Origin of the sequence: Citrobacter sp. Cpo037, from assembly GCF_030332945.1 — a bacterium.
GTDB lineage: Bacteria > Pseudomonadota > Gammaproteobacteria > Enterobacterales > Enterobacteriaceae > Citrobacter > Citrobacter portucalensis.
In genome coordinates, this window is record NZ_JAOWGW010000025.1 from 193706 (window position 1) to 220249 (window position 26544).

The window sequence follows — 26544 nt, forward strand, 5'->3', positions numbered from 1 at the left end:
CTGTCGATAAGTTGCAGGGCGGCATTTTTTTGAAATCGGGGGTCGGAATGTATGCTTTAACCCAGGGCCGGATCTTTACCGGTCACGAAATTCTTGATGACCATGCGATTGTTGTCGCCAATGGCCTGATCGACAGCGTTTGCCCACTGGCTGAATTACCGTCAGGGATTGAACAGCGCTCACTGAATGGGGCCATTGTTTCCCCCGGTTTTATTGATGTACAGCTGAACGGCTGCGGCGGTGTGCAGTTTAATGATACGGCAGAAGCCGTGACCGTTGAAACGCTGGAAATCATGCAGAAAGCCAATGAAAAATCTGGCTGCACCAACTATCTGCCAACGCTTATCACCACCAGCGATGACCTGATGAAACAGGGTGTTCGCGTGATGCGTGAATACCTGGCGAAACACCCGAATCAGGCATTAGGACTTCATCTTGAAGGACCGTGGCTGAACCTGGTGAAAAAAGGTACCCATAATCCGGGATTTGTCCGTCAGCCGGACGCTGCACTGGTTGATTTCCTGTGCGATAATGCGGATGTGATCACCAAAGTCACACTGGCACCAGAAATGGTCCCGGTAGAGGTCATCACCAAACTGGTGAATGCGGGTATCGTGGTTTCTGCGGGTCACTCCAATGCAACGGTAAAAGAAGCAAAAATTGGCTTCCGCGCAGGCATCACCTTTGCGACACATCTGTTCAACGCGATGCCGTACATTACCGGCCGTGAGCCCGGTCTGGCGGGCGCTATTTTGGATGAAGCCGATATCTACTGCGGTATCATCGCCGATGGCCTGCACGTTGACTACGTTAACATCCGTAATGCTAAGCGCCTGAAAGGCGACAAGCTGTGCCTGGTCACTGACGCAACCGCGCCAGCAGGTGCAAACATTGAACAGTTCATTTTCGCTGGTAAAACAATATACTACCGTAATGGATTGTGCGTTGATGAGAACGGTACATTGAGCGGTTCATCATTAACGATGATTGAAGGCGTACGCAATCTGGTCGAACATGCGAATATCGCTCTCGACGAAGTTCTGCGCATGGCAACGCTCTACCCTGCTCGCGCCATTGGCGTCGACAAACAACTCGGCAGCATCGCGCCAGGCAAAGTAGCCAACCTGACTGCGTTCACGCACGACTTTAAAATTATCAAGACCATCGTTAATGGCAACGAGGTCGTTACTGAGTAAGAGAAAGAATGACACCAGGCGGACAAGCTCAAATAGGTAATGTTGATCTCGTAAAACAGCTTAACAGCGCGGCAGTTTATCGCCTGATTGATCAGCATGGGCCAATCTCGCGAATTCAAATTGCCGAGCAAAGCCAGCTTGCCCCCGCCAGCGTAACGAAAATTACGCGTCAGTTGATCGAACGCGGGCTGATCAAAGAAGTCGATCAGCAGGCCTCTACAGGAGGCCGCCGCGCTATCTCTATCGTCACCGAAACCCGCAATTTCCACGCCATCGGCGTACGCCTGGGCCGTCACGACACGACGCTCACTCTCTATGATATGAGCAGTAAAGTGGTCGCCGAAGAGCATTACCCCCTCCCGGAACGCACCCAGGAAACGCTGGAGTATGCGCTGCTTAACACCATTGCTACCTTTATTGAGAGCTGCCAGCGGAAAATCCGTGAGCTGATTGCGATTTCCGTTATCCTGCCAGGTCTGGTTGATCCTGAAAGCGGCGTTATCCGCTATATGCCGCACATTCAGGTTGAGAACTGGGGGCTGGTCGAAGCGCTCGAAAAACGCTTTAAGGTCACCTGCTTTGTCGGTCACGATATTCGCAGTCTGGCGCTGGCCGAGCACTATTTCGGGGCAAGTCAGGATTGCGAAGACTCCATTTTGGTGCGTGTGCATCGCGGAACCGGGGCCGGAATCATCTCCAATGGCCGAATTTTTATCGGTCGCAATGGCAACGTGGGTGAGATTGGTCATATTCAGGTTGAGCCGCTGGGCGAACGCTGTCACTGCGGTAACTTCGGCTGTCTGGAAACCATTGCCGCCAATGCCTCTATTGAACACCGCGTGCAAAACTTACTGAAACAGGGTTACCCAAGCCGTCTCACGCTGGATGATTGCAGCATCAAAGCCATCTGCAAGGCGGCCAATAAAGGCGATAACCTGGCATCAGAAGTCATCGAGCACGTTGGTCGCCATCTGGGTAAAACCATCGCCATCGCCATCAACCTGTTTAACCCACAAAAAATCGTTATTGCGGGCGAAATTACTGAGGCAGATAAAGTGCTGCTGCCTGCAATAGAAAGCTGTATCAACACGCAGGCGTTGAAAGCGTTTCGCCATAATTTACCGGTGGTTCGTTCTACGCTGGATCACCGCTCCGCCATTGGTGCCTTTGCGCTGGTGAAGCGAGCGATGCTCAACGGCACATTGCTGCAACGTTTGCTGGAAAGCTAATACACGTCGTCCTTCAAGCTGCCTCTGCGTTAGCTGCATCTGCTCACCCCGGTCACTTACTTCAGTAAGCTCCAGGGGTTCGCAGACTTGCCGCCTTGATGCAACTCGAATGATGTAGTGTATTTTGTGTATAGTAATGCCTTCTTTTTTTAATGTCGGATTGTCCATGGCCATTAAGAATGTAATTTGTGATATAGACGGCGTGCTGATGCACGACAATGTTGCCGTACCGGGTGCGGCAGAATTTCTGACCGGGATCCTGGAAAAAGGCCTGCCGTTAGTTCTGTTGACTAACTATCCTTCACAGACCGGGCAAGATCTGACAAACCGCTTCGCCACCGCGGGTGTGAACGTTCCCGATAGCGTCTTTTATACTTCCGCTATGGCAACCGCTGATTTTCTTCGCCGCCAGGAAGGGAAAAAGGCTTATGTGGTAGGTGAAGGTGCATTAATTCACGAGTTGTATAAAGCCGGTTTTACCATTACCGACGTGAACCCCGATTTTGTGATTGTTGGCGAAACGCGTTCCTATAATTGGGATATGATGCATAAAGCGGCATATTTTGTGGCCAACGGCGCACGTTTCATCGCCACAAACCCGGATACTCACGGTCGCGGCTTTTATCCCGCCTGCGGTGCATTGTGCGCCGGTATCGAAAAAATCTCTGGCCGCAAGCCATTTTATGTCGGCAAACCCAGCCCGTGGATTATTCGTGCGGCACTCAACAAAATGCAGGCGCACTCGGAAGAGACCGTTATCGTTGGCGATAACCTGCGCACCGATATTCTGGCAGGCTTCCAGGCAGGTCTGGAAACTATCCTGGTACTGTCTGGCGTATCCAAGCTTGATGATATTGACAACATGCCGTTCAGACCAAGCTGGATTTACCCATCCGTTGCTGAAATAGACGTCATTTAATCTCTTTAGCCGGATAACAACATCTGTAAGTTATCCGGCCTGAAAAATACATCCATTCAATAAAATCACCACTTAACTGTTGATTCATCAATAATAGCGCTCATTACATAATCTTTTTTCACCAATCCACAATGACTATTGCGTTTTTTATTTTCTGACCCGTAATTCGCTTGCGCCCTCTCCAGCTTTGCGGCATTTTCTTTATCAAGCAAACATAAAAAGCATCACGCAACAGGTTAACGGAGAAGGTTATGTGTTCTATTTTTGGCGTATTCGATATTAAAACTGACGCAGTTGAACTGCGTAAAAAAGCCCTGGAACTGTCTCGTCTGATGCGCCACCGCGGCCCGGACTGGTCAGGTATTTACGCCTGTGATAACGCCATTCTGGCGCACGAACGTCTGTCCATCGTCGACGTCAATGCCGGTGCTCAGCCGCTGTACAACATGAAGAAGACACATATCCTGGCGGTTAACGGTGAAATTTATAACCACCAGACACTGCGTGCTGAATACGGCGATCGCTACCAGTTCCAGACCGGTTCCGACTGCGAAGTTATCCTCGCGCTGTATCAGGAAAAAGGACCCGCTTTCCTCGATGACCTGCAAGGGATGTTCGCTTTTGCCCTGTACGACAGCGAGCAGGACGCCTACCTGATCGGTCGTGATCATATCGGGATCATCCCGCTGTATATGGGTTACGACGAGCACGGTAACTTCTACGTTGCGTCTGAAATGAAAGCGCTGGTTCCTGTCTGCCGCACAATCAAAGAATTCCCGGCCGGTAGCTATTTGTGGAGTAAAGACGGTGAAATTCGTCAGTACTACCAGCGCGACTGGTTTGAATACGATGCAGTCAAAGACAACGTTACCGATAAAAACGAGCTGCGCCAGGCACTGGAAGATGCGGTGAAAAGCCACCTGATGTCAGATGTTCCTTATGGAGTTCTGTTGTCCGGTGGTCTGGATTCATCCGTCATTTCCGCGATAACTAAAAAATACGCGGCACGCCGTGTTGAAGATCAGGAACGTAGCGAAGCCTGGTGGCCACAGCTGCACTCCTTCGCCGTCGGCCTGGAAGGCGCTCCGGATCTGAAAGCTGCGCAAGAGGTGGCGAACCATCTGGGGACCGTGCACCATGAGATCCACTTCACCGTCCAGGAAGGTCTGGATGCGATCCGCGACGTGATTTACCACATCGAAACTTACGATGTCACGACGATTCGCGCCTCGACGCCAATGTACTTAATGTCGCGTAAAATTAAAGCGATGGGCATTAAAATGGTGTTGTCGGGTGAAGGTTCGGACGAAGTGTTTGGCGGCTATCTCTATTTCCACAAAGCGCCAGATGCAAAAGAACTGCACGAAGAAACCGTGCGCAAGCTGCAAGCGCTGCATATGTTCGACTGCGCCCGTGCCAACAAAGCCATGTCGGCCTGGGGTGTAGAAGCTCGCGTGCCCTTCCTGGATAAGAAATTCCTTGATGTGGCGATGCGCATCAACCCGCAGGACAAAATGTGCGGCAACGGCAAAATGGAAAAACACGTTCTGCGCGAATGTTTTGAGTCCTACCTGCCGGCAAGCGTCGCATGGCGTCAGAAAGAACAGTTCTCTGACGGTGTCGGTTACAGCTGGATTGACACGCTGAAAGAGGTGGCTGCAGAACAAGTTTCTGACCAACAACTGGAAACTGCCAGCTTCCGTTTCCCGTACAACACGCCATCGTCAAAAGAAGCGTATTTGTACCGTGAGATTTTCGAAGAGCTGTTCCCGGTAGCAAGCGCTGCCGAATGTGTGCCGGGCGGGCCGTCGGTTGCCTGTTCTTCTGCTAAGGCGATCGAATGGGATGAGGCGTTTAAAACCATGAACGATCCGTCTGGCCGTGCCGTTGGCGTACATCAGTCCGCTTATAAATAAGTTAATCCTTAGATAAGAGCCCTGCGGGGCTCTTTTTTTATGTTTGTTTTCTGTGCAAAAAAACAATTAATAACTAATAATTGCCGAATATTGCGTCATGCTGTTCGCAACCTAACCAAACAGTCACATTCCAGCTATTTTCAATGAAAAAGGGGTTGACGCTTCAAGGCTCAATACGCATAATGCGCCCCGCAACGCCGATAAGGTTACGCGAAAAAAAGATGGCTACGTAGCTCAGCTGGTTAGAGCACATCACTCATAATGATGGGGTCACAGGTTCGAATCCCGTCGTAGCCACCATCTTTTTTGCGGGAGTGGCGAAATTGGTAGACGCACCAGATTTAGGTTCTGGCGCCGCAAGGTGTGCGAGTTCAAGTCTCGCCTCCCGCACCATTCACCCGTAAGCGTTGCACGGATGGGGTATCGCCAAGCGGTAAGGCACCGGTTTTTGATACCGGCATTCCCTGGTTCGAATCCAGGTACCCCAGCCATTTTTTCTTCGATATAGCGGTTCACCGCAACGGTCATTGGGGTATCGCCAAGCGGTAAGGCACCGGTTTTTGATACCGGCATTCCCTGGTTCGAATCCAGGTACCCCAGCCATCGAAGAAAATGTTAGTATTTGGCTACGTAGCTCAGCTGGTTAGAGCACATCACTCATAATGATGGGGTCACAGGTTCGAATCCCGTCGTAGCCACCATATTAAGGACGTATCGACTCGTTCGGTAAATCCAAAAAATTGTTGGGGTATCGCCAAGCGGTAAGGCTCTGGTTTCTGATACCAGCATTCCGAGGTTCGAATCCTCGTACCCCAGCCAATTTCAAAAAGTCGTCCACTCTGTGGGTGCACCCGTTGGGGTATCGCCAAGCGGTAAGGCTCTGGTTTCTGATACCAGCATTCCGAGGTTCGAATCCTCGTACCCCAGCCATATTAAAAAAGCTCGCTTCGGCGAGCTTTTTGCTTTTCTGACGCCGGATGACGGCAAGCTTTACCCGGCCTACATGAGCTGTAGGCCTGATAAACGTAGCGCCATCAGGCACCACTCGAGCTACAACCCTAACGCATACTTCAGTGCCTGACGTTTCAGTACGCCAGCGCGCTCTGCGGCCATGAGCCCGAGATTACGCATGATGCGCAGCGGCTGCAGGTTATTGCTAAATCCAGCATAGAACAGATCCATACCGCTTTGCATGATGAAATTGTCAGTCATACGGCGATTCTGATAGCGCTTGAGCACCGGCTGACTGGCCCAGGATTCACCGTAGCTGCGCGCGTTCACCAGCACATCAATCAACGCATCAACATCACGAAAGCCCAGATTGACGCCCTGCCCCGCCAGCGGATGAATGGTATGCGCGGCATCACCTACCAGCGCCAGCCCCGGTTGCACATATTGCAGCGCATGACGACGCGTAAGCGGGAACGCCCCCGCAGCCACTGGCATCACCTTACCGAGTCGCGATGGAAAATGTTTAGCAATCTCCGTCTGCAATTGCGGCATATTCAGCGCTTGCAATTGGCGGATGCGAGCCGGTGAGTCGTACCACACCAACGAGGCCCAGTTATCAAACAGCGGTAAAAACGCGCGCGGGCCGTCAGGCGTAAATTGCTGCCAGGTGCTGTCTCCCGGTGAGTTTTCGCATTGCACGGTTATCAACATACAGGACTGCGCGTACTGCCAGGCATGGATACCAATCCCGGCCATTTTTCGCACCTGAGAGTTGGCACCATCGGCGCCGATGACCAGCTTCGCGCTGATGGTTTCGCCGCCTGCCAGCTCAAGCTCATGTCGATCGTTATGTTGATGCAAAGAAATCAGGGACGCCGGTACGCGCAGCGTGACTTTAGGGTGAGCTTCCAGAGCCTGCCAGAGCGCCTGTTGCAGGACCGTGTTTTCCACCATATAGCCCAACAGAGGCAGCTTAAGCTCGGCGGCATCAAACATCACATGGGCATTTTCCCACTCCCACGTTTCCAGTCGACGATAAGGATGGCTGCGCATCCCCTGCACCGTATCCCAGACGCCCAGCCCTTTTAGCAACGACACCGATGCGGAACTTATGGCAGAAATTCTGACATCAGGCTGTCCGTCAGCCACAAACGGCGCGGGAACGGCATGCTCAATGACCGTTGCCGTAAATCCATGCTGCGCCAGTCCAAGCGCCAGCGCGCCGCCGACCATCCCCCCGCCGACAATGGCAATTTCCGTTGGTTGATTTGTCATGGTCAATTATCCAGTTACATGTATTGTGTAAGTTTACAGGATTTTTTACCCCTTGAGGCTGACATCCGTCATACTGGTCACAACCGCGCCAAAGCAGTACACTATGCGCCCTGCATTTCAGCCACAATTTCGCAAGAGCAAGTCGATGACCAAAAAACTCCATATTAAAACCTGGGGCTGTCAGATGAACGAATACGATTCATCGAAGATGGCCGATCTGCTGGATGCCACTCATGGGTATCAACTGACTGACGTGGCGGAAGAAGCGGATGTGCTGCTGCTGAATACCTGCTCAATCCGTGAGAAGGCTCAGGAAAAAGTGTTCCATCAACTGGGCCGCTGGAAACTGTTAAAAGAGAAAAATCCCAAGCTCATCATTGGGGTCGGTGGCTGTGTTGCGTCTCAGGAAGGCGATCATATTCGCCAGCGCGCGCATTACGTCGATATTATTTTTGGGCCGCAAACGCTGCACCGCCTGCCTGAAATGATCAACAAAGTGCGTGGAAGCACGACCCGTAGCCCGGTGGTTGATATCAGTTTTCCGGAGATCGAAAAGTTCGACCGCCTGCCGGAACCGCGTGCTGAAGGTCCAAGCGCGTTTGTGTCCATCATGGAAGGTTGTAATAAATATTGTACTTACTGCGTGGTGCCCTACACCCGCGGTGAGGAAGTCAGCCGTCCGGCGGATGATATTCTGTTTGAAATCGCCCAGCTTGCAGCCCAAGGCGTGCGTGAAGTGAACCTGCTGGGGCAAAACGTGAACGCCTGGCGTGGTGAGAACTACGACGGCACGATCGGATCTTTTGCCGATCTGTTACGTCTGGTCGCAGCGATCGACGGTATTGATCGTATCCGCTTCACCACCAGCCATCCGATCGAATTCACCGATGATATCGTTGAAGTTTATCGCGATACGCCAGAGCTGGTGAGCTTCCTGCATCTGCCGGTACAGAGCGGTTCAGACCGCGTACTGAACCTGATGGGGCGTACCCATACCGCGCTGGAATACAAAGCGATCATCCGCAAACTGCGCGCTGCGCGTCCGGATATCCAGATTAGCTCCGACTTCATCGTTGGCTTCCCGGGTGAGACCACGCAGGATTTCGAGCAGACCATGAAGCTGATTGCTGACGTCAATTTTGACATGAGCTACAGCTTTATTTTCTCTGCGCGTCCTGGCACCCCTGCCGCCGATATGGTTGACGACGTACCGGAAGAAGAGAAGAAACAGCGTCTGTACATTCTACAGGAGCGTATCAACCAGCAAGCTATGGCCTGGAGCCGCCGTATGGTCGGCACGACCCAGCGCATTCTGGTTGAAGGCACATCGCGTAAGAGCATCATGGAACTGTCAGGCCGTACCGAAAATAACCGTGTGGTGAACTTTGAAGGCAACCCGGATATGGTCGGTAAGTTCGTGGACGTAGAAATTACCGATGTCTGGACTAACTCCCTGCGCGGTAAAGTGGTGCGTACCGAGGACGAAATGGGCCTGCGCATCGCAGAATCCCCTGAGTCGGTTATTGCGCGTACGCGCAAAGAAAACGATCTGGGCGTCGGTATTTATCAGCCTTAATCCTGCTGAAAAACGTAAACAAGGCCCGATGGCACTATGCTTATCGGGCCAACACTCCCAGGCTTGCTGCTCCAGCGGGCCTTGTAATCAGCCCTGTCATCCCCATATTTATTGCAATGCTTGCGCCTTTCCCCCATGGCGTGAATAATTTCCTTAGATGCCGGTAAATGTTCAGCGTCCGGCGAGACATGCATAAGAGGAACAGTTTGAACATAGACACTCGCGAAATCACCCTTGAACCCGCAGACAACGCCCGCCTGTTGAGCCTTTGCGGCCCCTTTGATGACAACATCAAACAGCTGGAACGTCGCCTCGGCATCGAAATTAACCGCCGTGACAACCACTTTAAGCTGACCGGTCGCCCCATTTGCGTCACCGCGGCGGCAGATATTTTACGTAGCCTGTACGTCGATACCGCCCCAATGCGCGGTCAGACGCAGGACATCGAGCCTGAACAAATTCATCTCGCGATCAAAGAAGCGCGTGTGCTTGAGCAAAGCGCAGACAGCGTGCCTGAATTTGGCAAAGCGGTGAACATCAAAACCAAGCGTGGAGTAATTAAGCCGCGTACACCGAACCAGGCACAGTACATTGCGAATATCCTCGACCACGACATCACCTTTGGCGTTGGCCCTGCGGGTACGGGTAAAACGTATCTCGCCGTTGCCGCTGCGGTCGATGCGCTTGAGCGTCAGGAGATCCGTCGCATTCTGCTGACCCGTCCGGCAGTGGAAGCGGGCGAAAAACTGGGATTCCTGCCAGGAGATCTCAGCCAGAAAGTCGATCCGTATTTACGACCGCTGTATGACGCGCTTTTCGAAATGCTCGGCTTTGAGAAAGTTGAAAAGCTGATTGAGCGTAACGTCATTGAAGTTGCGCCGCTGGCTTATATGCGCGGTCGTACGTTAAACGATGCGTTCATCATTCTTGATGAAAGCCAGAACACTACCATCGAACAGATGAAAATGTTCCTGACCCGTATCGGCTTTAACTCTAAAGCGGTCATCACAGGTGATATCACCCAGATTGACCTGCCGCGTAGCACCAAATCTGGTCTGCGTCATGCCATTGAAGTACTGGCTGAAGTCGACGAAATTAGTTTTAATTTCTTCCATAGCGAAGACGTGGTTCGCCACCCGGTGGTTGCCCGTATCGTCACGGCGTATGAAGCCTGGGAAGAAGCAGAACAGAAACGCAAAGCCGAGCAGGCTGCAGAACGCAAGCGCGAAGCTCAGGAGCAGGAACAAAAATGAGTCAGGTTATCCTCGATTTACAGCTGGCATGTGAAGACGAATCCGGTCTGCCAAGAGAAAGTCAGTTTCAGGGCTGGCTGGATGCGGTGATCCCGCAGTTTCAGGAAGAGTCTGAAGTGACGATTCGTCTGGTCGATGACGCGGAAAGCCACGACCTGAACCTGACCTATCGCGGGAAAGACAAATCCACCAACGTGCTCTCTTTCCCGTTTGAGGCTCCGCCGGGCATCGAGATGCCGCTGCTGGGCGATTTGATCATCTGCCGTCAGGTGGTTGAGAAAGAAGCGCAGGAGCAAGGCAAACCGCTTGAGGCCCACTGGGCGCACATGGTGGTGCACGGTAGCCTACATTTACTCGGCTACGACCATATTGAAGACGATGAAGCGGAAGAGATGGAATCCCTCGAAACAGAGATTATGCTTGCTCTGGGCTATGAGGATCCGTACATTGCCGAGAAAGAGTAAGCATTTCGACATCTTGTAGGCCTGATAAGGCCTACCTGGTTTGAAGTACAATGAAGAGATATGCCGTCAACAGCTGAGTAAACGCATGACGCGCTTTGTATTAACTAACATGAGAACCCATACGACGCCATGAGCGACGACAATTCACACAGTAGTGACACCTTAAACAGCAAAAAGGGATTTTTTTCCCTGTTACTGAGCCAACTTTTCCACGGTGAACCGAAAAACCGCGACGAACTGTTGGAGCTGATCCGTGATTCCGGGCAAAACGACCTTATCGATGAAGATACGCGCGATATGCTCGAAGGGGTAATGGATATTGCGGACCAACGTGTTCGCGACATCATGATCCCTCGCTCCCAGATGATTACCCTGAAACGCAACCAAACTCTGGACGAATGCCTTGATGTCATTATCGAGTCTGCCCACTCGCGTTTCCCGGTAATTAGCGAAGACAAGGATCACATTGAAGGGATTCTGATGGCCAAAGATCTGCTGCCGTTTATGCGTAGCGATGCCGAAGCCTTCAGCATGGAGAAAGTGTTACGCCAGGCGGTTGTCGTCCCTGAAAGCAAGCGGGTTGACCGCATGCTGAAAGAGTTCCGCTCCCAGCGTTATCATATGGCTATCGTCATCGACGAGTTTGGCGGTGTCTCAGGTCTGGTGACCATTGAGGACATCCTTGAACTGATTGTCGGTGAAATTGAAGACGAGTACGACGAAGAAGACGATATTGATTTCCGTCAGCTCAGTCGCCACACCTGGACTATTCGTGCGCTGGCGCCGATTGAAGACTTCAACGAAGCTTTCGGCACGCATTTCAGCGATGAAGAAGTGGATACCATTGGCGGGTTGGTCATGCAGGCCTTCGGTCATCTGCCCGCGCGTGGAGAGACCATCGACATTGATGGTTACCAGTTCAAAGTGGCAATGGCCGATAGCCGTCGTATTATTCAGGTTCATGTCAGAATTCCGGACGACTCACCCCAGCCCAAACTGGACGAATAAACCCGAAACTGGATCTAAGACTACATGGCATTTGCCCCATTAATTGAACGCCAGCGCATTCGCCTGCTGCTGGCGTTATTATTCGGTGCCTGCGGGACACTGGCTTTCTCACCGTATGACATCTGGCCCGCTGCGATTGTTTCGCTGATGGGTCTGCAGGCTCTCACCTTCAACCGCCGTCCGCTCCAGTCTGCCGCTATCGGCTACTTCTGGGGACTGGGACTGTTTGGCTCAGGCATCAACTGGGTTTACGTCAGTATCGCGCAGTTTGGCGGTATGCCGGGCCCCGTTAACGTCTTCCTCGTGGTTCTGCTTGCTGCTTACCTTTCCCTCTACACCGGCCTGTTTGCCGGCGTTTTGGCGCGTCTGTGGCCGAAAACTACCTGGACACGCGTAGCGATTGCCGCGCCGGTAGTCTGGCAAATCACTGAATTTCTACGCGGCTGGGTACTGACCGGTTTTCCGTGGCTGCAGTTCGGCTACAGCCAGATCGACGGTCCGTTAAAAGGGCTGGCGCCGGTAATGGGCGTTGAGGCGATTAACTTCCTGCTGATGATGGTTAGTGGCCTGCTGGCACTTGCGCTGGTAACGCGTAACTGGAAGCCGCTGGCTGCCGCCGCAGTTCTTTTCGCTCTGCCCTTTCCGCTACGTTATATTCAGTGGTACACGCTGGAGCCGGAAAAAACCACCCAGGTCTCGATGGTGCAGGGTGACATCCCGCAGTCGCTCAAATGGGATGAAGGCCAGTTACTCAACACCCTGAAGATTTATCTCGACGCCTCCCAGCCTGAGATGGGCAAATCACAGCTCATCATCTGGCCAGAATCCGCTATTCCTGACCTGGAAATTAACCAGCAGCGTTTTCTGAGTATGATGGATGACCTGCTGAAATCGAAAAACAGCACGCTGATTACCGGTATTGTAGACGCGCGTCTGAACAAGCAGAATCGTTACGACACTTACAACACCATCATCACACTGGGTAAAGACAGCCCATACAGCTACGACTCCAGCAACCGCTACAACAAAAACCATCTGGTACCGTTTGGCGAGTTTGTCCCGCTGGAATCTATCCTGCGCCCGCTAGCGCCATTCTTTGACCTGCCAATGTCTTCGTTCAGCCGCGGTCCTTATGTACAGCCACAGTTGCATGCACACGGTTTTAAGCTGACCGCTGCCATCTGCTACGAAATCATTCTTGGCGAACAGGTACGGGATAACTTCCGCCCGGATACGGACTACCTGCTGACTATCTCCAACGATGCATGGTTTGGTAAATCTATTGGCCCGTGGCAGCACTTCCAGATGGCGCGTATGCGTTCCCTGGAGCTGGCGCGACCTCTGCTGCGTAGCACCAACAACGGTATTACGGCGGTGATTGGTCCGCAGGGCGAAGTGCAGGCGATGATCCCGCAGTTTACCCGCCAGGTGCTGACCACCAGCGTGACGCCAACGACGGGCTTAACCCCTTATGCCCGTACCGGAAACTGGCCGCTCTGGCTGCTAACCGCGCTGTTTGGCTTTGGCGCAGTGGTAATGAGTCTGCGCCAGCGTCGCAAATAAACCAGTACCCCATCAAATGTAGGCCGGATAAGGCGGTACGCCGCCATCCGGCAGTTGTGCCGCATCGTGCCTGATGGCGCTACGCTTATCAGACCTACTCCCCCCTTCCTCTCTTCCAATGCCCATTCTGGCACGTCTATTGCTTTGTTCTACAAGGCAAACGCTGTTTTGGCTGAATGTGCAACCTGGTCGCACCAAAGTTGAGCGCCGGTAGCACCTGAAAAGTGCAACAAGATATTTTTGCCCCCAAATGGTGCGGCGCACTTCGCAAAAATAAACAATAACACAGCAAATTCTTTACATTCATCCAAACTAAATGTTAACAAACACATACAAGACTGCACGTTTTAGTAGCAAACAATAACAACATCACAATGGGTATCAATGCGTCCCTGGCGCAGACGATAAAGGAGTTGGATATGCAATTACGTAAGCTCGCCACTGCCATGCTGGTCATGGGAATGTCCGCCGGTCTGGCGCACGCAGAAGACGCAGCACCAGCGGCAGGCAGCACGCTGGATAAGATCGCCAAAAATGGCGTAATCGTTGTCGGCCACCGTGAATCATCAGTACCGTTTTCTTACTACGATAATCAGCAAAAAGTGGTCGGTTATTCACAGGATTACTCCAACGCGATCGTTGACGCCGTGAAGAAAAAGCTGAACAAGCCTGATCTGCAGGTGAAACTGATCCCGATTACTTCTCAAAACCGTATCCCGCTGCTGCAAAACGGCACCTTCGATTTTGAATGTGGATCCACCACCAACAACGTCGAGCGCCAAAAACAAGCGGCTTTCTCTGACACCATTTTCGTTGTCGGCACCCGTCTGCTGGCGAAAAAAGGCGGCGACGTCAAAGATTTCGCCGATCTGAAAGGTAAAGCCGTAGTCGTGACTTCGGGTACCACCTCCGAAGTTCTGCTGCACAAGCTGAATGAAGAACAAAAAATGGATATGCGCATCATCAGCGCGAAAGACCACGGTGACTCTTTCCGTACTCTGGAAAGCGGTCGCGCCGTTGCCTTTATGATGGATGACGCCCTGCTGGCTGGCGAGCGCGCGAAAGCGAAGAAACCAGACAACTGGGAGATCGTCGGCAAGCCACAGTCTCAGGAAGCCTACGGCTGTATGTTGCGCAAAGATGATCCTGAGTTCAAAAAGCTGATGGACGACACTATCGCCAAGGCGCAAACCTCAGGCGAAGCTGAGAAATGGTTTGATAAGTGGTTTAAAAATCCAATTCCACCGAAGAACCTGAACATGAATTTCGAACTGTCAGACGAGATGAAAGCTCTGTTCAAAGAACCAAATGATAAAGCGCTTAACTAACTAAAATAAATGGGAGGCTTCCCCTCCCTCTCGATTGTTACTCGGCACGGACAGACTATAAGCCTGATGGTCGTTCCCCATCAGGCCTGAAAACCGCAAAACGCCGAATAACAATCTTCGAGGGTAGCGCTGCTACCCTTTTTTTTCTGGAGTAGATTTATGTCTATAGACTGGAACTGGGGTATTTTTTTACAACAAGCCCCATTCGGCAACACCACCTATCTCGGCTGGCTCTGGAGTGGTTTCCAGGTCACTGTCGCGTTATCCATCACCGCCTGGATTATCGCTTTCCTCATAGGCTCTTTATTCGGCATCTTACGTACCGTTCCAAATCGTTTCCTTTCTGGGATCGGCACACTGTACGTTGAGCTGTTTCGTAACGTTCCGCTCATCGTCCAGTTTTTTACCTGGTATCTGGTTATTCCGGAACTGCTGCCGGAAAACATTGGGATGTGGTTCAAGGCTGAGTTGGATCCCAACATCCAGTTCTTCCTCTCATCGATGCTTTGTCTGGGGCTGTTTACCGCCGCGCGCGTCTGCGAACAGGTTCGCGCCGCAATTCAGTCTCTGCCTCGTGGGCAGAAAAACGCCGCACTGGCGATGGGGCTAACGTTGCCGCAGGCCTACCGCTATGTTCTGTTGCCAAACGCCTACCGCGTGATTGTTCCGCCAATGACCTCAGAGATGATGAACCTGGTGAAGAACTCCGCTATCGCCTCCACCATCGGCCTGGTCGATATGGCGGCACAGGCGGGCAAACTGCTGGATTACTCCGCCCACGCATGGGAATCGTTTACCGCTATCACTCTGGCTTACGTCCTGATTAACGCCGTCATCATGCTGGTGATGAATCTCGTTGAACGTAAAATCCGCCTGCCTGGCAATTTGGGAGGCAAATAATGTACGAATTTGACTGGAGTTCTATCATCCCTTCCCTGCCGTATCTGCTGGATGGGTTAATCATCACGCTGAAAATCACCGTTACGGCGGTAGTCATTGGTATTGTCTGGGGAACCATCCTTGCAGTAATGCGTCTGTCCAGCTTCGCGCCGATTGCCTGGTTTGCGAAAGGCTACGTCAACGTATTTCGTTCTATTCCGCTGGTCATGGTGCTGCTGTGGTTCTACCTGATTGTGCCCGGCTTCCTGCAAAACGTACTGGGTCTGTCGCCAAAAACCGATATTCGCCTGATCTCAGCAATGGTCGCGTTTTCGATGTTTGAAGCCGCGTACTATTCCGAGATTATCCGTGCCGGTATCCAGAGTATTTCTCGTGGGCAATCCAGCGCCGCGCTGGCTCTGGGGATGACCCACTGGCAGTCGATGAAGCTCATTATTCTGCCGCAGGCATTCCGCGCGATGGTACCGCTGCTGCTAACCCAGGGCATCGTACTCTTCCAGGATACCTCGCTGGTCTATGTATTAAGTCTGGCAGACTTCTTCCGTACCGCCTCTACCATTGGCGAGCGTGACGGCACACAGGTTGAAATGATCCTGTTTGCTGGCGCCGTTTATTTTGTATTCAGTCTGAGCGCATCGTTGTTGGTCAGCTATTTGAAGAAAAGGACAGTTTAATGATTACCCTGAAAAATGTTTCTAAATGGTATGGTCACTTTCAGGTGCTGACCGACTGCTCCACGGAAGTGAAAAAAGGTGAAGTGGTGGTGGTCTGCGGCCCGTCAGGTTCAGGTAAATCAACGCTTATCAAAACGGTGAACGGGCTGGAGCCGGTACAACAGGGCGTCATCACCGTTGATGGTACCGTGGTGAATGATAAAAAAACCGATCTGGCCAAACTGCGCTCTCGCGTTGGTATGGTGTTCCAGCACTTTGAACTGTTCCCTCACCTGTCGATCATTGAGAACCTGACTCTGGCGCAGGTAAAAGTGCTCAAGCGCGATAAAAAGCCGGCCCGCGACAAAGCGCAAAAGTTACTGGAACGCGTTGGTCTGTCAGCACATGCCGAAAAGTTTCCAGCTCAGCTCTCAGGGGGCCAGCAACAGCGTGTCGCTATCGCCCGGGCGCTGTGCATGGATCCTATCGCCATGCTGTTTGACGAGCCGACGTCAGCGCTTGATCCTGAAATGATCAACGAAGTACTGGACGTTATGGTTGAACTGGCCAATGAAGGGATGACCATGATGGTGGTAACCCACGAAATGGGCTTTGCGCGTAAAGTGGCGAACCGGGTGATCTTCATGGATGAAGGGAAAATTGTTGAAGACTCACCGAAAGAAGAGTTCTTCGCTAATCCGAAATCGGACCGCGCCAAAGACTTCCTCGCGAAAATACTGCACTAATCTTGCTGGCGCGCACCTCCATGTGCGCGCCACCTCACGCTTTATATCTTCGCCTCTCGAAACACATACAGCCCAGCGTTAACCTTGTCACAAAGTCCCACTTACAAGGAGCAACAATGGCACTTCCTATCCTGTTTGATTGCGATCCGGGTCATGACGACGCTATCGCAATTGTTCTCGCCCTCGCCTCACCAGAACTGGATGTGAAAGCGATAACCTCATCAGCCGGTAACCAGACACCAGACAAAACACTGCGTAACGTGTTGCGCATGTTAACGTTGCTCAACCGTACGGATATACCAGTAGCTGGTGGCGCAGTGAAACCACTAATGCGCGATCTGATTATCGCCGATAACGTTCACGGCGAGAGTGGGCTGGATGGCCCGGCGCTGCCGGAACCCGCTTTTGCGCCACAAGACTGTACCGCCATGGAACTGATGGCGAAAACCCTGCGTGAAAGCCCGGAACCGATGACGATTGTCTCCACCGGGCCGCAAACTAACGTCGCATTGCTCCTGAATAGCCATCCTGAGCTGCACGCCAAAATCGCCCGTATCGTGATTATGGGTGGTGCGATGGGCCTCGGAAACTGGACGCCCGCCGCCGAGTTCAATATTTTCGTGGATCCTGAAGCCGCTGAAATCGTATTCCAGTCTGGCATTCCAGTGGTGATGGCTGGTCTGGACGTCACGCATAAAGCGCAAATACATCGCGAAGATACCGAACGATTCCGCGCTATCGGCAACCCTGTTTCGACGATCGTGGCTGAACTACTCGACTTCTTCTTTGAATATCACAAAGATGAAAAATGGGGATTCATCGGCGCACCGCTGCATGATCCATGCACCATTGCCTGGCTGCTGAAACCTGAACTGTTTACCACCGTTGAACGCTGGGTCGGCGTGGAAACTCAGGGTAAATATACCCAGGGAATGACCGTGGTGGATTACTATTTCCTGAGCGGCAGGAAGCCAAACGCCACCGTAATAATAGACGTTGATCGTCAAGGGTTTGTCGATTTGCTGGCAGAACGTTTAAGATATTACGCGTAAAACTGTAGGCCGGATAAGGCGCTTGCGCCACCATCCGGCATATTGCCTGATGGCGATGCTGGCGCATCTTATCAGGCCTACAAATAACTTCTGGCACGCCTAATCATCACGGCTCAAACGGTCGGCGCTGGAACTGATCGTGTCCGCATTTTGGACACAGCGGCAGCACATCCGGGGTGTAAACCGCTAAATGGAAGTGGCACTTCTCGCAGACCAGATTACCTAATCCGACCACCTCACCGCTGTGATAAACCCCGTGATGACTGAGATCCTGGAACACTTCTCGCCATTCGAGCTGCGTTTTATCGGTAATATCGGCCAGTTCCTGCCAGATACTCTCCTTGATAACCCGCATAAAGACGCTGTCTGTCTCCTCATCGAGACTTTCTTCATAGCTCAGAGCAAACTCTTCCAGGTCACGTCTGACGGCCCGGGTGAGCTCTTCCACCTCGGTTCGCGTTAACTCCCCGGTCTGCATAACTCGTTGACGCGCTTGCTCCACCAACGCATCAATATCGCGTTCGCCATTACGCAGACGTTCGCTCAGTGAAGCCACCAGTTCACGGTAATATTGAGCAACCTTGTTCATCGCTTCGCCTCCTGGGTCGTTAACTGTCTATAATAATAGACGTTATTTACGCTACGCTTTGCAAGACTGTCCACAGAGTGTGTAAATTCGTGCAAGAATTATCCTTGCGGGAATTCAACGCTGAATGCGCGAAAGGCTGTTTTGGCGCGGGCGTTTGGGCTATGCTATGCGGATCTGAAACACCACATCTAGAGCTACGTTTGTAGCTGTATTGAAAACAGGACCACTGGCTGCCATGCAAGAGCAATACCGCCCGGAAGAGATAGAATCCAAAGTACAGCTTCACTGGGATGAGAAGCGCACATTTGAAGTTACCGAAGACGAGAGCAAAGAGAAGTATTACTGCCTGTCTATGCTTCCCTATCCTTCTGGTCGACTACACATGGGCCACGTACGTAACTACACCATCGGTGACGTGATCGCCCGCTACCAGCGCATGCTGGGCAAAAACGTACTGCAACCAATTGGCTGGGATGCGTTCGGTCTGCCTGCAGAAGGCGCTGCGGTTAAAAACAATACCGCGCCAGCACCATGGACGTACGACAACATCGCATACATGAAAAACCAGCTCAAAATGCTGGGTTTCGGTTACGACTGGAGCCGTGAGCTGGCGACCTGCACCCCAGAATACTACCGTTGGGAACAGAAATTTTTCACCGAGCTGTACAAAAAAGGCCTGGTGTATAAGAAAACGTCTGCGGTCAACTGGTGCCCGAACGACCAGACCGTACTGGCGAACGAACAGGTTATCGACGGCTGCTGCTGGCGTTGCGATACCAAAGTCGAGCGTAAAGAGATCCCACAGTGGTTCATCAAAATCACCGCTTACGCTGACGAACTGCTGCGTGACCTGGATAACCTGGATCACTGGCCTGACACCGTGAAAACGATGCAGCGCAACTGGATTGGCCGTTCTGAAGGCGTGGAAATCACCTTCGATGTGAACGGTTACGACAACACGCTAACCGTTTACACCACCCGCCCGGACACCTTTATGGGTGCGACCTATCTGGCCGTTGCCGCAGGTCACCCGCTGGCGCAGAAAGCTGCTGCAAATAATCCAGAACTGGCCGCCTTCATTGACGAATGCCGCAACACCAAGGTTGCTGAAGCCGAAATGGCAACCATGGAGAAGAAAGGCGTCGACACAGGCTTTAAAGCCGTTCACCCGCTGACTGGCGAAGAAATCCCCGTTTGGGCAGCAAACTTCGTCCTGATGGAATACGGTACTGGCGCAGTCATGGCCGTGCCGGGCCACGATCAGCGCGATTACGAGTTTGCGACAAAATATGGCCTGACCATCAAGCCAGTAATTCTGACCGCTGAAGGCGCAGAGCCGGATCTGTCCGAACAAGCTCTGACCGAAAAAGGCGTGCTGTTTAACTCCGGCGAGTTTGACGGCCTCGGCTTCGAAGCTGCCTTCAACGCCATTGCTGACAAGCTGGTAGCGAAAGGCGTGGGTGAACGTAAAGTGAACTACCGTCTGCGTGACTGGGGTGTTTCCCGTCAGCGTTACTGGGGGGCGCCAATTCCGATGGTGACGCTGGAAGACGGTACCGTACTGCCGACGCCAGAAGATCAGTTGCCGGTTATTCTGCCGGAAGACGTGGTTATGGACGGCATCACCAGCCCAATAAAAGCCGATCCGGAGTGGGCAAAAACCACCGTTAACGGCATGCCTGCGCTGCGCGAAACCGACACCTTCGATACCTTTATGGAATCCTCCTGGTACTACGCGCGCTATACCTGCCCGCAGTACAACGAAGGGATGCTGGATCCAGAAGCCGCAAACTACTGGCTGCCAGTTGATATCTACATTGGTGGTATTGAACACGCCATCATGCACCTGCTCTACTTCCGCTTCTTCCACAAGCTGATGCGCGATGCGGGCATGGTCAACTCTGACGAACCGGCCAAACAGCTGCTGTGCCAGGGTATGGTGCTGGCTGATGCGTTCTATTACGTTGGTGCAAACGGCGAGCGTAACTGGGTTTCTCCGGTTGATGCCATCGTTGAGCGCGACGAAAAAGGTCGTATCGTCAAAGCTCAGGACGCAGAAGGCCATGAACTGGTCTATACCGGCATGAGCAAAATGTCCAAGTCGAAAAATAACGGTATCGACCCGCAGGTCATGGTTGAACGTTACGGCGCTGACACGGTACGTCTGTTCATGATGTTCGCTTCTCCGGCTGATATGACGCTGGAATGGCAGGAATCCGGTGTTGAAGGGGCGAACCGCTTCCTGAAACGTGTATGGAAGCTGGTTTACGAACATACTTCCAAAGGCGATGTTGCTGCCCTGAACGTTGATGCGTTGAGCGAAGACCAAAAAGCGCTGCGTCGCGACGTACATAAAACCATTGCTAAAGTTACCGATGATATCGGTCGTCGTCAGACTTTTAACACTGCAATTGCGGCGATTATGGAGCTGATGAACAAGCTGGCGAAAGCACCGCAGGAAGACGAACAAGACAGAGCCCTGATGCAGGAAGCGTTACTGGCCGTCGTTCGCATGCTGAACCCGTTCACCCCACACGTTTGCTTCACGATGTGGGAAGCACTGAAAGGCGAAGGCGATATCGACAACGCACCGTGGCCGGTGGCAGACGAAACCGCAATGGTTGAAGACTCGAAGCTGGTTGTTGTTCAGGTGAACGGTAAAGTCCGTGGCAAAATTACCGTTCCGGTAAATGCGACAGAAGAACAGGTTCGTGAACGTGCTGGCCAGGAGCATCTGGTGGCAAAATATCTTGATGGCGTTACCGTACGTAAAGTGATTTATGTACCGGGTAAACTCCTCAATCTGGTCGTTGGCTAAGCGCGGGAGGAAGCGTGCGACTTCTGACAACATTGTTGTTATCTCTGGCGGTGCTTGTCACCGCCGGGTGTGGCTGGCATCTGCGTAATACTACGCAGGTCCCACCCTCAATGAAAACCATGATTCTGGACTCTGGGGATCCAAACGGCCCATTAAGCCGCGCGGTTCGTAATCAGCTGCGTCTGAACGGCGTTACGCTGCTAGAGGACGGCTCAATGCGTAAAGATGTGACGTCCTTACGTCTGGGCGCGGTCAGCATATCGCAAGATACGGCGTCGGTATTCCAGAACGGTCAAACGGCTGAATACCAGATGGTGATGTTCGTGAGTGCATCCGTGCTGATCCCAGGTCATGATATTTATCCAATCAGCGCCAAAGTTTATCGTTCGTTCTTTGACAACCCACAGGCTGCACTGGCGAAAGATAACGAGCAGGACATGATCATCAAAGAGATGTATGACAAAGCGGCTGAACAGTTAATTCGTAAGCTGCCAAGCGTACATCTGGCCGATACTCTGTCATCCAATGCTGATGATGATGCTAAGCCAGCGGCGACAAAAGCCGCAGAGCCTGCGTCATCTCCGGCGCGTGTTTCCACCACGCTGGGTAACTGATGCTCAAGTTGTACCCTGAACAACTCCGCGCACAGCTCAATGAAGGGCTGCGCGCGGCGTATTTGCTCTTAGGTAACGATCCTCTCTTATTGCAGGAAAGCCAGGACGCTATCCGTCAGGCAGCAGCAACGCAAGGATTCGAAGAACACCACGCTTTCACCCTGGACAATAGCACCGACTGGGGAGAGATTTTTTCACTCTGCCAGGCGATGAGCCTGTTTGCCAGCCGTCAAACCCTACTTTTGCAGTTGCCTGAAAATGGCCCCAATGCCGCCATTCACGAACAGCTCGCTTCACTCGTCACACTGCTACATGACGACCTGCTGCTGATTGTTCGCGGCAACAAACTGACTAAAGCGCAGGAAAACGCCGCATGGTATACCGGACTTGCCAATAATGCGGTGCAGGTAAGCTGCCAGACGCCGGAGCAAGCACAGCTTCCTCGTTGGGTCGCTGCCAGGGCGAAGCTTAACAATCTACAACTGGATGACGCAGCCAATCAGCTGTTGTGCTATTGCTATGAAGGTAATCTGTTAGCGCTGGCGCAAGCGCTGGAACGGCTAGCGTTGCTTTGGCCTGATGGCAAACTAACGCTGCCTCGCGTGGAGAAAGCCGTTAACGATGCCGCGCACTTTACCCCGTTCCATTGGGTGGATGCGCTGCTGATGGGCAAAAGCAAACGCGCTCTGCACATTCTGCAACAGTTACGTCTGGAAGGCAGTGAGCCGGTTATTTTGCTACGTACGATACAGCGTGAATTACTGCTGTTGGTCAACTTAAAACGGCAGTCAGCCCATACGCCTTTGCGCACGTTGTTTGATAAACACCGGGTGTGGCAAAATCGCCGGGGTATGATGGGAGACGCGCTAAACCGGCTGAGTCCTGCGCAGTTGCGTCAGGCGGTAACGTTGTTAACGCGTACGGAAATTACGCTTAAACAAGACTATGGTCAGTCAGTGTGGGCGGAACTTGAGGGGCTTTCCCTTTTGCTCTGCCATAAATCGCTGGCCGATGTTTTTATTGATGGTTGATATGAAATCATTGCAGGCTCTGTTCGGTGGCACCTTTGATCCGGTGCATTATGGTCATCTTAAACCGGTTGAAATTCTGGCGAATCTGATTGGCCTTTCCCGGGTCATTATCATGCCCAATAACGTGCCGCCGCATCGTGCGCAACCCGAAGCGTCCGGCGAACAACGTCAACGCATGGTTGAACTGGCCATTGCCGATAAGCCGCTGTTCTCCCTTGATGAACGCGAACTGAAACGCGATACCGCCTCCTACACCGCGCAAACGCTCAAAGAGTGGCGCGAGGAGCAAGGACCGGAAGTACCGTTAGCGTTTATTATTGGCCAGGACTCACTGCTTACCTTTCCGTCCTGGCATGACTACGACACGATTCTGGGTAACACCCACCTCATTGTCTGCCGACGTCCGGGCTATCCGCTCGAAATGGCGCAGGAAAAGCACCAGCAGTGGCTGGAGGATCATCTGACCCATTCGCCAGATGACCTGCACAACTTGCCTTGCGGGAAAATTTATCTGGCTGAAACGCCGTGGTTTAACATCTCCGCCACGCTCATCCGTGAGCGTCTGGAAAAAGGCGAGCCGTGCGACGACCTGATGCCAGCTGCAGTGCTTGACTATATCAATCAGCATGGGTTGTACCGCTAAGCACCTTGTGTAAAGCCGCCAACAGGCGGTTATTCTCTTCCTGGCTGCGAACGGCTACCCGATAATAGCGCGCATCCAGCCCCGGATAATTAGCACAACTGCGAATCAAGACATGTTGTTCCAGCATTGCGCGTTGCAGATCAAAATCCGCCCGCTCGCAGCGCAATAAGCGATAATTTGCCCTGCCAGGATACACCGTCAGGCCGGGCAGTTCTTTCAACTGCCGATCAAACCTCGCACCCTCTTGCTCCAGCCACTTCCACGTTGCCTGCTGATATGCGCTGTCGTGTAAAATAATCTCGCCTGCCAGTGCAGCAAATGCGTTAATTGACCACGGCATTTGTCGACGGCGCATCTGTGCAACAGCCTGTTCATTACTGTTGACCAGATACCCCAACCGGAGCCCCGGTATCGCATAGAACTTGGTGAGAGAGCGCAGCACCCAAATATGCGGGTTATCCCAAAGCAGCGGAATAAACCCCTGCTCCCCGGCAATAAAATCGATAAACGCTTCATCAAGGATCAGATTGATCCCAAGCAACTCACAACGCGCGGCTATTTCGCGCAGCAGGCGGTTATCTGGCAGCAAGCCAGTGGGATTGTTGGGCGTACAGAGAAACAGGCAGTCCAGCTCTGGGGTTAACGCATCGATGATTGCATCAGTAAGCTGCCAACCATCGTCTTCGCGTAGCGCAAACTCATGGATCGTACAGTCTCCCCATTGCAGCGCCCGACGATATTCAGCAAACCCGGGCGTCACGATCATCGCATGGCGTGGTTTAAGATCTTGCACCAAAGTGAAAATCGACTCAGTCTCGCCGTTTCCGGCAAGTATCCATGAGGCAGGAATCTGATGATGCTCCGCCAGCGCCGCATGCAGTTTAGCGTAATCAACATCCGGGTAATGCTCCGCGCAGTCCAGGTTGTCGACGATCGCGCGTTTTAAACTTGCCGGCATACCCAGCGGATTAATATTCGCGCTAAAATCCAACAATTGCTCAGGCGAGATGCCCAACAGTTCGGCGGCTTCTCGGGTATTGCCACCATGCGCGCTCTTCAATAAAGACATCGTGCCGCTCCACGCAAAAAAAGGTATTTTAGTGAAAAATCTCTGCGCAATCAGGGCAAACATCATGTTTTGTGCGAATAACCTCAAGAGGAAAAAATGAGACTCTGGTTAGTACGTCATGGAGAAACTGAAGCCAATGTCGCTGGTTTATACAGCGGCCACGCCCCCACACCGCTAACGGGACGGGGTATCGCTCAGGCGCAAACACTGGGTACGCTGTTACGCCATGTGCCTGTCGACAACGTTCTGTGCAGCGAGTTGGAACGTGCCCGCCATACAACGCAGTTGATCTTAGGCGATCGCGAGGTTCCTGTGCGCAACATGCCTGAGCTCAATGAGATGTTTTTTGGTGACTGGGAAATGCGCCATCATCGCGATCTGGCGCGAGAAGACGCCGAAAACTACGCCGTGTGGTGTAACGACTGGCAGAATGCGACGCCAACCAATGGTGAAGGTTTTAAGGCGTTTTCCCAGCGCGTGGAACGCTTTATTGCTCAGCTCGCTGATTACAAAACGAGCCAAAACCTGCTGGTGGTGAGTCATCAGGGTGTTCTGAGCGTGTTGATCGCCCGTCTGCTGTCCATGCCGGCTGCAGCAATGTGGCATTTTCGCGTCGAACAAGGTTGCTGGAGCGCAATTGATTTTTGCGACGATTTTGCGGTTCTTAAAGTGCTCAACAGCCGGGCAGTATGGCACGACGGGGAGTGAACGCACTGTTTTTTCTGCCGAAGGGCTTCTCTCCCATTGACACCCCATGACAGGCTGTTATTCTCCGCAACCTGACTTTTCCCGCCCTTCAGAGCTTTGCAGAAATTGTTTTACAAAAATGGCGATGCATTCTGCGGCGTGGGGTGGGATGATAGCGCACTTCAAAAGCGCTTTCGGAGACATTTGTCCCGATATCGCCTCTGGTTCAGGTATACTAACAGACGTTTTTAACTCTTTTCACCCAGGGGGAACACTTGCAGGGTAAAGCACTTCAGGATTTTGTAATCGACAAAATTGATGACCTGAAAGGTCAAGACATCATCGCCTTAGACGTTCAGGGCAAATCCAGCATCACTGATTGCATGATTATCTGCACCGGCACGTCCAGCCGTCATGTAATGTCTATCGCAGACCACGTTGTTCAGGAGTCCCGCACAGCTGGCCTGCTGCCGCTCGGCGTAGAAGGCGAGAACGTTGCAGACTGGATCGTCGTTGACCTCGGTGATGTGATTGTCCACGTGATGCAGGAAGAAAGCCGTCGCCTGTATGAACTGGAAAAACTCTGGAGTTAATGCGTGAAGCTGCAACTTGTCGCTGTGGGTACGAAAATGCCTGACTGGGTGCAAACCGGGTTTACGGAGTATCTCCGTCGGTTTCCGAAAGATATGCCCTTTGAGCTGATCGAAATCCCGGCAGGAAAACGCGGCAAGAACGCGGATATTAAACGCATTCTCGACAAAGAGGGTGAGCAGATGCTGGCTGCCGCAGGCAAAAACCGCATCGTCACCCTTGATATCCCTGGTAAACCCTGGGACACGCCGCAACTGGCGACTGAACTGGAACGCTGGAAACTGGACGGTCGTGACGTCAGTCTGTTGATTGGCGGGCCGGAAGGTCTCTCTCCTGCCTGTAAGGCGGCAGCGGAACAAAGCTGGTCACTCTCTGCGTTAACCCTTCCTCACCCTCTTGTTCGGGTTCTGGTCGCGGAGAGTCTGTACAGGGCGTGGAGCATCACCACCAACCATCCTTATCACCGTGAGTGA

The 26544-nt window shown here is 52.5% G+C and carries 24 protein-coding genes and 7 tRNA genes; 28 read left to right on the forward strand and 3 right to left on the reverse strand.

Translation table 11 applies throughout. The features are described 5' to 3' along the window. Positions 1-47: 47 nt before the first annotated feature. The 11 genes from nagA to OGX94_RS02620 all read left to right on the forward strand — a co-directional run bounded on the left by nagA (position 48) and on the right by OGX94_RS02620 (position 6190). The gene (nagA, locus tag OGX94_RS02570; protein ID WP_003831339.1) at positions 48-1196 is read left to right on the forward strand and encodes an N-acetylglucosamine-6-phosphate deacetylase; all 1149 of its coding nucleotides are present in this window, start codon (positions 48-50) and stop codon (positions 1194-1196) included. Between the two features lie 8 nt (positions 1197-1204). After that, on the forward strand, positions 1205-2425 hold the full coding sequence (gene nagC / locus OGX94_RS02575) for a DNA-binding transcriptional regulator NagC (RefSeq protein ID WP_133086043.1): 1221 nt from the start codon (positions 1205-1207) through the stop codon (positions 2423-2425). Positions 2426-2591: 166 nt separating this feature from the next. Next, entirely contained in the window at positions 2592-3344 is a 753-nt protein-coding gene (nagD, locus tag OGX94_RS02580; RefSeq protein ID WP_286568632.1) for a ribonucleotide monophosphatase NagD, read from the forward strand. 251 nt (positions 3345-3595) lie between these two features. Next, on the forward strand, positions 3596-5260 hold the full coding sequence (asnB, locus tag OGX94_RS02585) for an asparagine synthase B (RefSeq protein ID WP_003831332.1): 1665 nt from the start codon (positions 3596-3598) through the stop codon (positions 5258-5260). A gap of 223 nt (positions 5261-5483) precedes the next feature. Continuing rightward, positions 5484-5560, forward strand: a tRNA-Met gene (locus OGX94_RS02590). Positions 5561-5568: 8 nt separating this feature from the next. Further along, a tRNA-Leu gene (locus OGX94_RS02595) sits at positions 5569-5653 on the forward strand. Between the two features lie 23 nt (positions 5654-5676). Further along, positions 5677-5751 (forward strand) — tRNA-Gln (locus tag OGX94_RS02600). Positions 5752-5788: 37 nt separating this feature from the next. Further along, positions 5789-5863, forward strand: a tRNA-Gln gene (locus tag OGX94_RS02605). Positions 5864-5884: 21 nt separating this feature from the next. Then, positions 5885-5961, forward strand: a tRNA-Met gene (locus OGX94_RS02610). Positions 5962-6004: 43 nt separating this feature from the next. Continuing rightward, positions 6005-6079 (forward strand) — tRNA-Gln (locus OGX94_RS02615). A gap of 36 nt (positions 6080-6115) precedes the next feature. Then, positions 6116-6190 (forward strand) — tRNA-Gln (locus OGX94_RS02620). Positions 6191-6310: 120 nt separating this feature from the next. On the opposite strand, the gene ubiF is transcribed toward OGX94_RS02620, so the two are convergent. After that, on the reverse strand, positions 6311-7486 hold the full coding sequence (gene ubiF / locus OGX94_RS02625; protein ID WP_191221714.1) for a 3-demethoxyubiquinol 3-hydroxylase: 1176 nt from the start codon (positions 7484-7486) through the stop codon (positions 6311-6313). Between the two features lie 145 nt (positions 7487-7631). Here ubiF and miaB point away from each other — a divergent pair, with 145 nt between their 5' ends. The 10 genes from miaB to rihA all read left to right on the forward strand — a co-directional run bounded on the left by miaB (position 7632) and on the right by rihA (position 18029). After that, positions 7632-9062, forward strand: coding sequence for a tRNA (N6-isopentenyl adenosine(37)-C2)-methylthiotransferase MiaB (gene miaB / locus OGX94_RS02630; RefSeq protein ID WP_003831327.1), 1431 nt, complete (start codon positions 7632-7634; stop codon positions 9060-9062). Positions 9063-9268: 206 nt separating this feature from the next. Next, positions 9269-10315 (forward strand): PhoH family protein, encoded by a 1047-nt coding sequence (locus OGX94_RS02635; RefSeq protein WP_003022776.1) that lies wholly within the window; start codon positions 9269-9271, stop codon positions 10313-10315. After that, entirely contained in the window at positions 10312-10779 is a 468-nt protein-coding gene (gene ybeY, locus OGX94_RS02640) for an rRNA maturation RNase YbeY (RefSeq protein WP_257661488.1), read from the forward strand. Before OGX94_RS02635 ends, ybeY begins: the two co-directional genes overlap by 4 nt. Before the next feature lie 129 nt (positions 10780-10908). After that, complete coding sequence (gene corC, locus OGX94_RS02645) at positions 10909-11787, forward strand: CNNM family magnesium/cobalt transport protein CorC (protein WP_003022770.1); 879 nt, start codon at positions 10909-10911, stop codon at positions 11785-11787. Between the two features lie 24 nt (positions 11788-11811). Next, positions 11812-13350 carry an apolipoprotein N-acyltransferase gene (gene lnt, locus OGX94_RS02650; RefSeq protein ID WP_003831320.1) on the forward strand — a complete coding sequence of 513 codons (1539 nt, stop codon included), beginning with the start codon at positions 11812-11814 and terminating at the stop codon, positions 13348-13350. 419 nt (positions 13351-13769) lie between these two features. Continuing rightward, positions 13770-14678, forward strand: a complete 909-nt coding sequence (gene gltI, locus OGX94_RS02655) for a glutamate/aspartate ABC transporter substrate-binding protein GltI (protein WP_003831318.1) — start codon at positions 13770-13772, stop codon at positions 14676-14678. 159 nt (positions 14679-14837) lie between these two features. Continuing rightward, positions 14838-15578, forward strand: coding sequence for a glutamate/aspartate ABC transporter permease GltJ (gene gltJ / locus OGX94_RS02660; protein WP_003831316.1), 741 nt, complete (start codon positions 14838-14840; stop codon positions 15576-15578). Then, positions 15578-16252, forward strand: coding sequence for a glutamate/aspartate ABC transporter permease GltK (gene gltK / locus OGX94_RS02665; protein ID WP_003831315.1), 675 nt, complete (start codon positions 15578-15580; stop codon positions 16250-16252). The genes gltJ and gltK overlap by 1 nt, the downstream gene beginning before the upstream one ends. Then, complete coding sequence (gene gltL / locus OGX94_RS02670; RefSeq protein ID WP_003022754.1) at positions 16252-16977, forward strand: glutamate/aspartate ABC transporter ATP-binding protein GltL; 726 nt, start codon at positions 16252-16254, stop codon at positions 16975-16977. Before gltK ends, gltL begins: the two co-directional genes overlap by 1 nt. 116 nt (positions 16978-17093) lie before the next feature. Beyond that, entirely contained in the window at positions 17094-18029 is a 936-nt protein-coding gene (gene rihA / locus OGX94_RS02675; RefSeq protein ID WP_257661487.1) for a pyrimidine-specific ribonucleoside hydrolase RihA, read from the forward strand. 106 nt (positions 18030-18135) lie between these two features. Here the strand turns inward: rihA and OGX94_RS02680 are convergent, their stop codons facing one another. Then, positions 18136-18618 carry a zinc ribbon-containing protein gene (locus OGX94_RS02680; protein ID WP_003022748.1) on the reverse strand — a complete coding sequence of 161 codons (483 nt, stop codon included), beginning with the start codon at positions 18616-18618 and terminating at the stop codon, positions 18136-18138. 235 nt (positions 18619-18853) lie between these two features. Here OGX94_RS02680 and leuS point away from each other — a divergent pair, with 235 nt between their 5' ends. Genes leuS through nadD form a run of 4 tightly spaced genes read left to right on the forward strand, consistent with a single transcriptional unit; the run spans position 18854 to position 23724 of the window. Beyond that, complete coding sequence (gene leuS / locus OGX94_RS02685) at positions 18854-21436, forward strand: leucine--tRNA ligase (protein ID WP_126955856.1); 2583 nt, start codon at positions 18854-18856, stop codon at positions 21434-21436. 14 nt (positions 21437-21450) lie between these two features. Then, entirely contained in the window at positions 21451-22050 is a 600-nt protein-coding gene (lptE, locus tag OGX94_RS02690; protein ID WP_063940708.1) for an LPS assembly lipoprotein LptE, read from the forward strand. Next, a complete protein-coding gene (holA, locus tag OGX94_RS02695) occupies positions 22050-23081 on the forward strand; it encodes a DNA polymerase III subunit delta (protein WP_191221716.1) in 1032 nt (343 codons plus the stop codon). The genes lptE and holA overlap by 1 nt, the downstream gene beginning before the upstream one ends. 1 nt (position 23082) lies before the next feature. Next, on the forward strand, positions 23083-23724 hold the full coding sequence (nadD, locus tag OGX94_RS02700) for a nicotinate-nucleotide adenylyltransferase (RefSeq protein ID WP_257661485.1): 642 nt from the start codon (positions 23083-23085) through the stop codon (positions 23722-23724). Here the strand turns inward: nadD and cobD are convergent. After that, positions 23699-24793 carry a threonine-phosphate decarboxylase CobD gene (cobD, locus tag OGX94_RS02705; protein WP_257661484.1) on the reverse strand — a complete coding sequence of 365 codons (1095 nt, stop codon included), beginning with the start codon at positions 24791-24793 and terminating at the stop codon, positions 23699-23701. The two genes, nadD and cobD, sit on opposite strands and share 26 nt — an antisense overlap. Positions 24794-24889: 96 nt before the next feature. On the opposite strand from cobD, the gene OGX94_RS02710 reads away from it, so the two are divergent. From OGX94_RS02710 to rlmH, 3 genes are all read left to right on the forward strand, one after another. After that, entirely contained in the window at positions 24890-25501 is a 612-nt protein-coding gene (locus tag OGX94_RS02710) for an adenosylcobalamin/alpha-ribazole phosphatase (protein ID WP_257661483.1), read from the forward strand. A gap of 254 nt (positions 25502-25755) precedes the next feature. Then, positions 25756-26073, forward strand: coding sequence for a ribosome silencing factor (gene rsfS / locus OGX94_RS02715; RefSeq protein WP_003022728.1), 318 nt, complete (start codon positions 25756-25758; stop codon positions 26071-26073). Between the two features lie 3 nt (positions 26074-26076). Continuing rightward, positions 26077-26544 carry a 23S rRNA (pseudouridine(1915)-N(3))-methyltransferase RlmH gene (rlmH, locus tag OGX94_RS02720; protein WP_003022725.1) on the forward strand — a complete coding sequence of 156 codons (468 nt, stop codon included), beginning with the start codon at positions 26077-26079 and terminating at the stop codon, positions 26542-26544.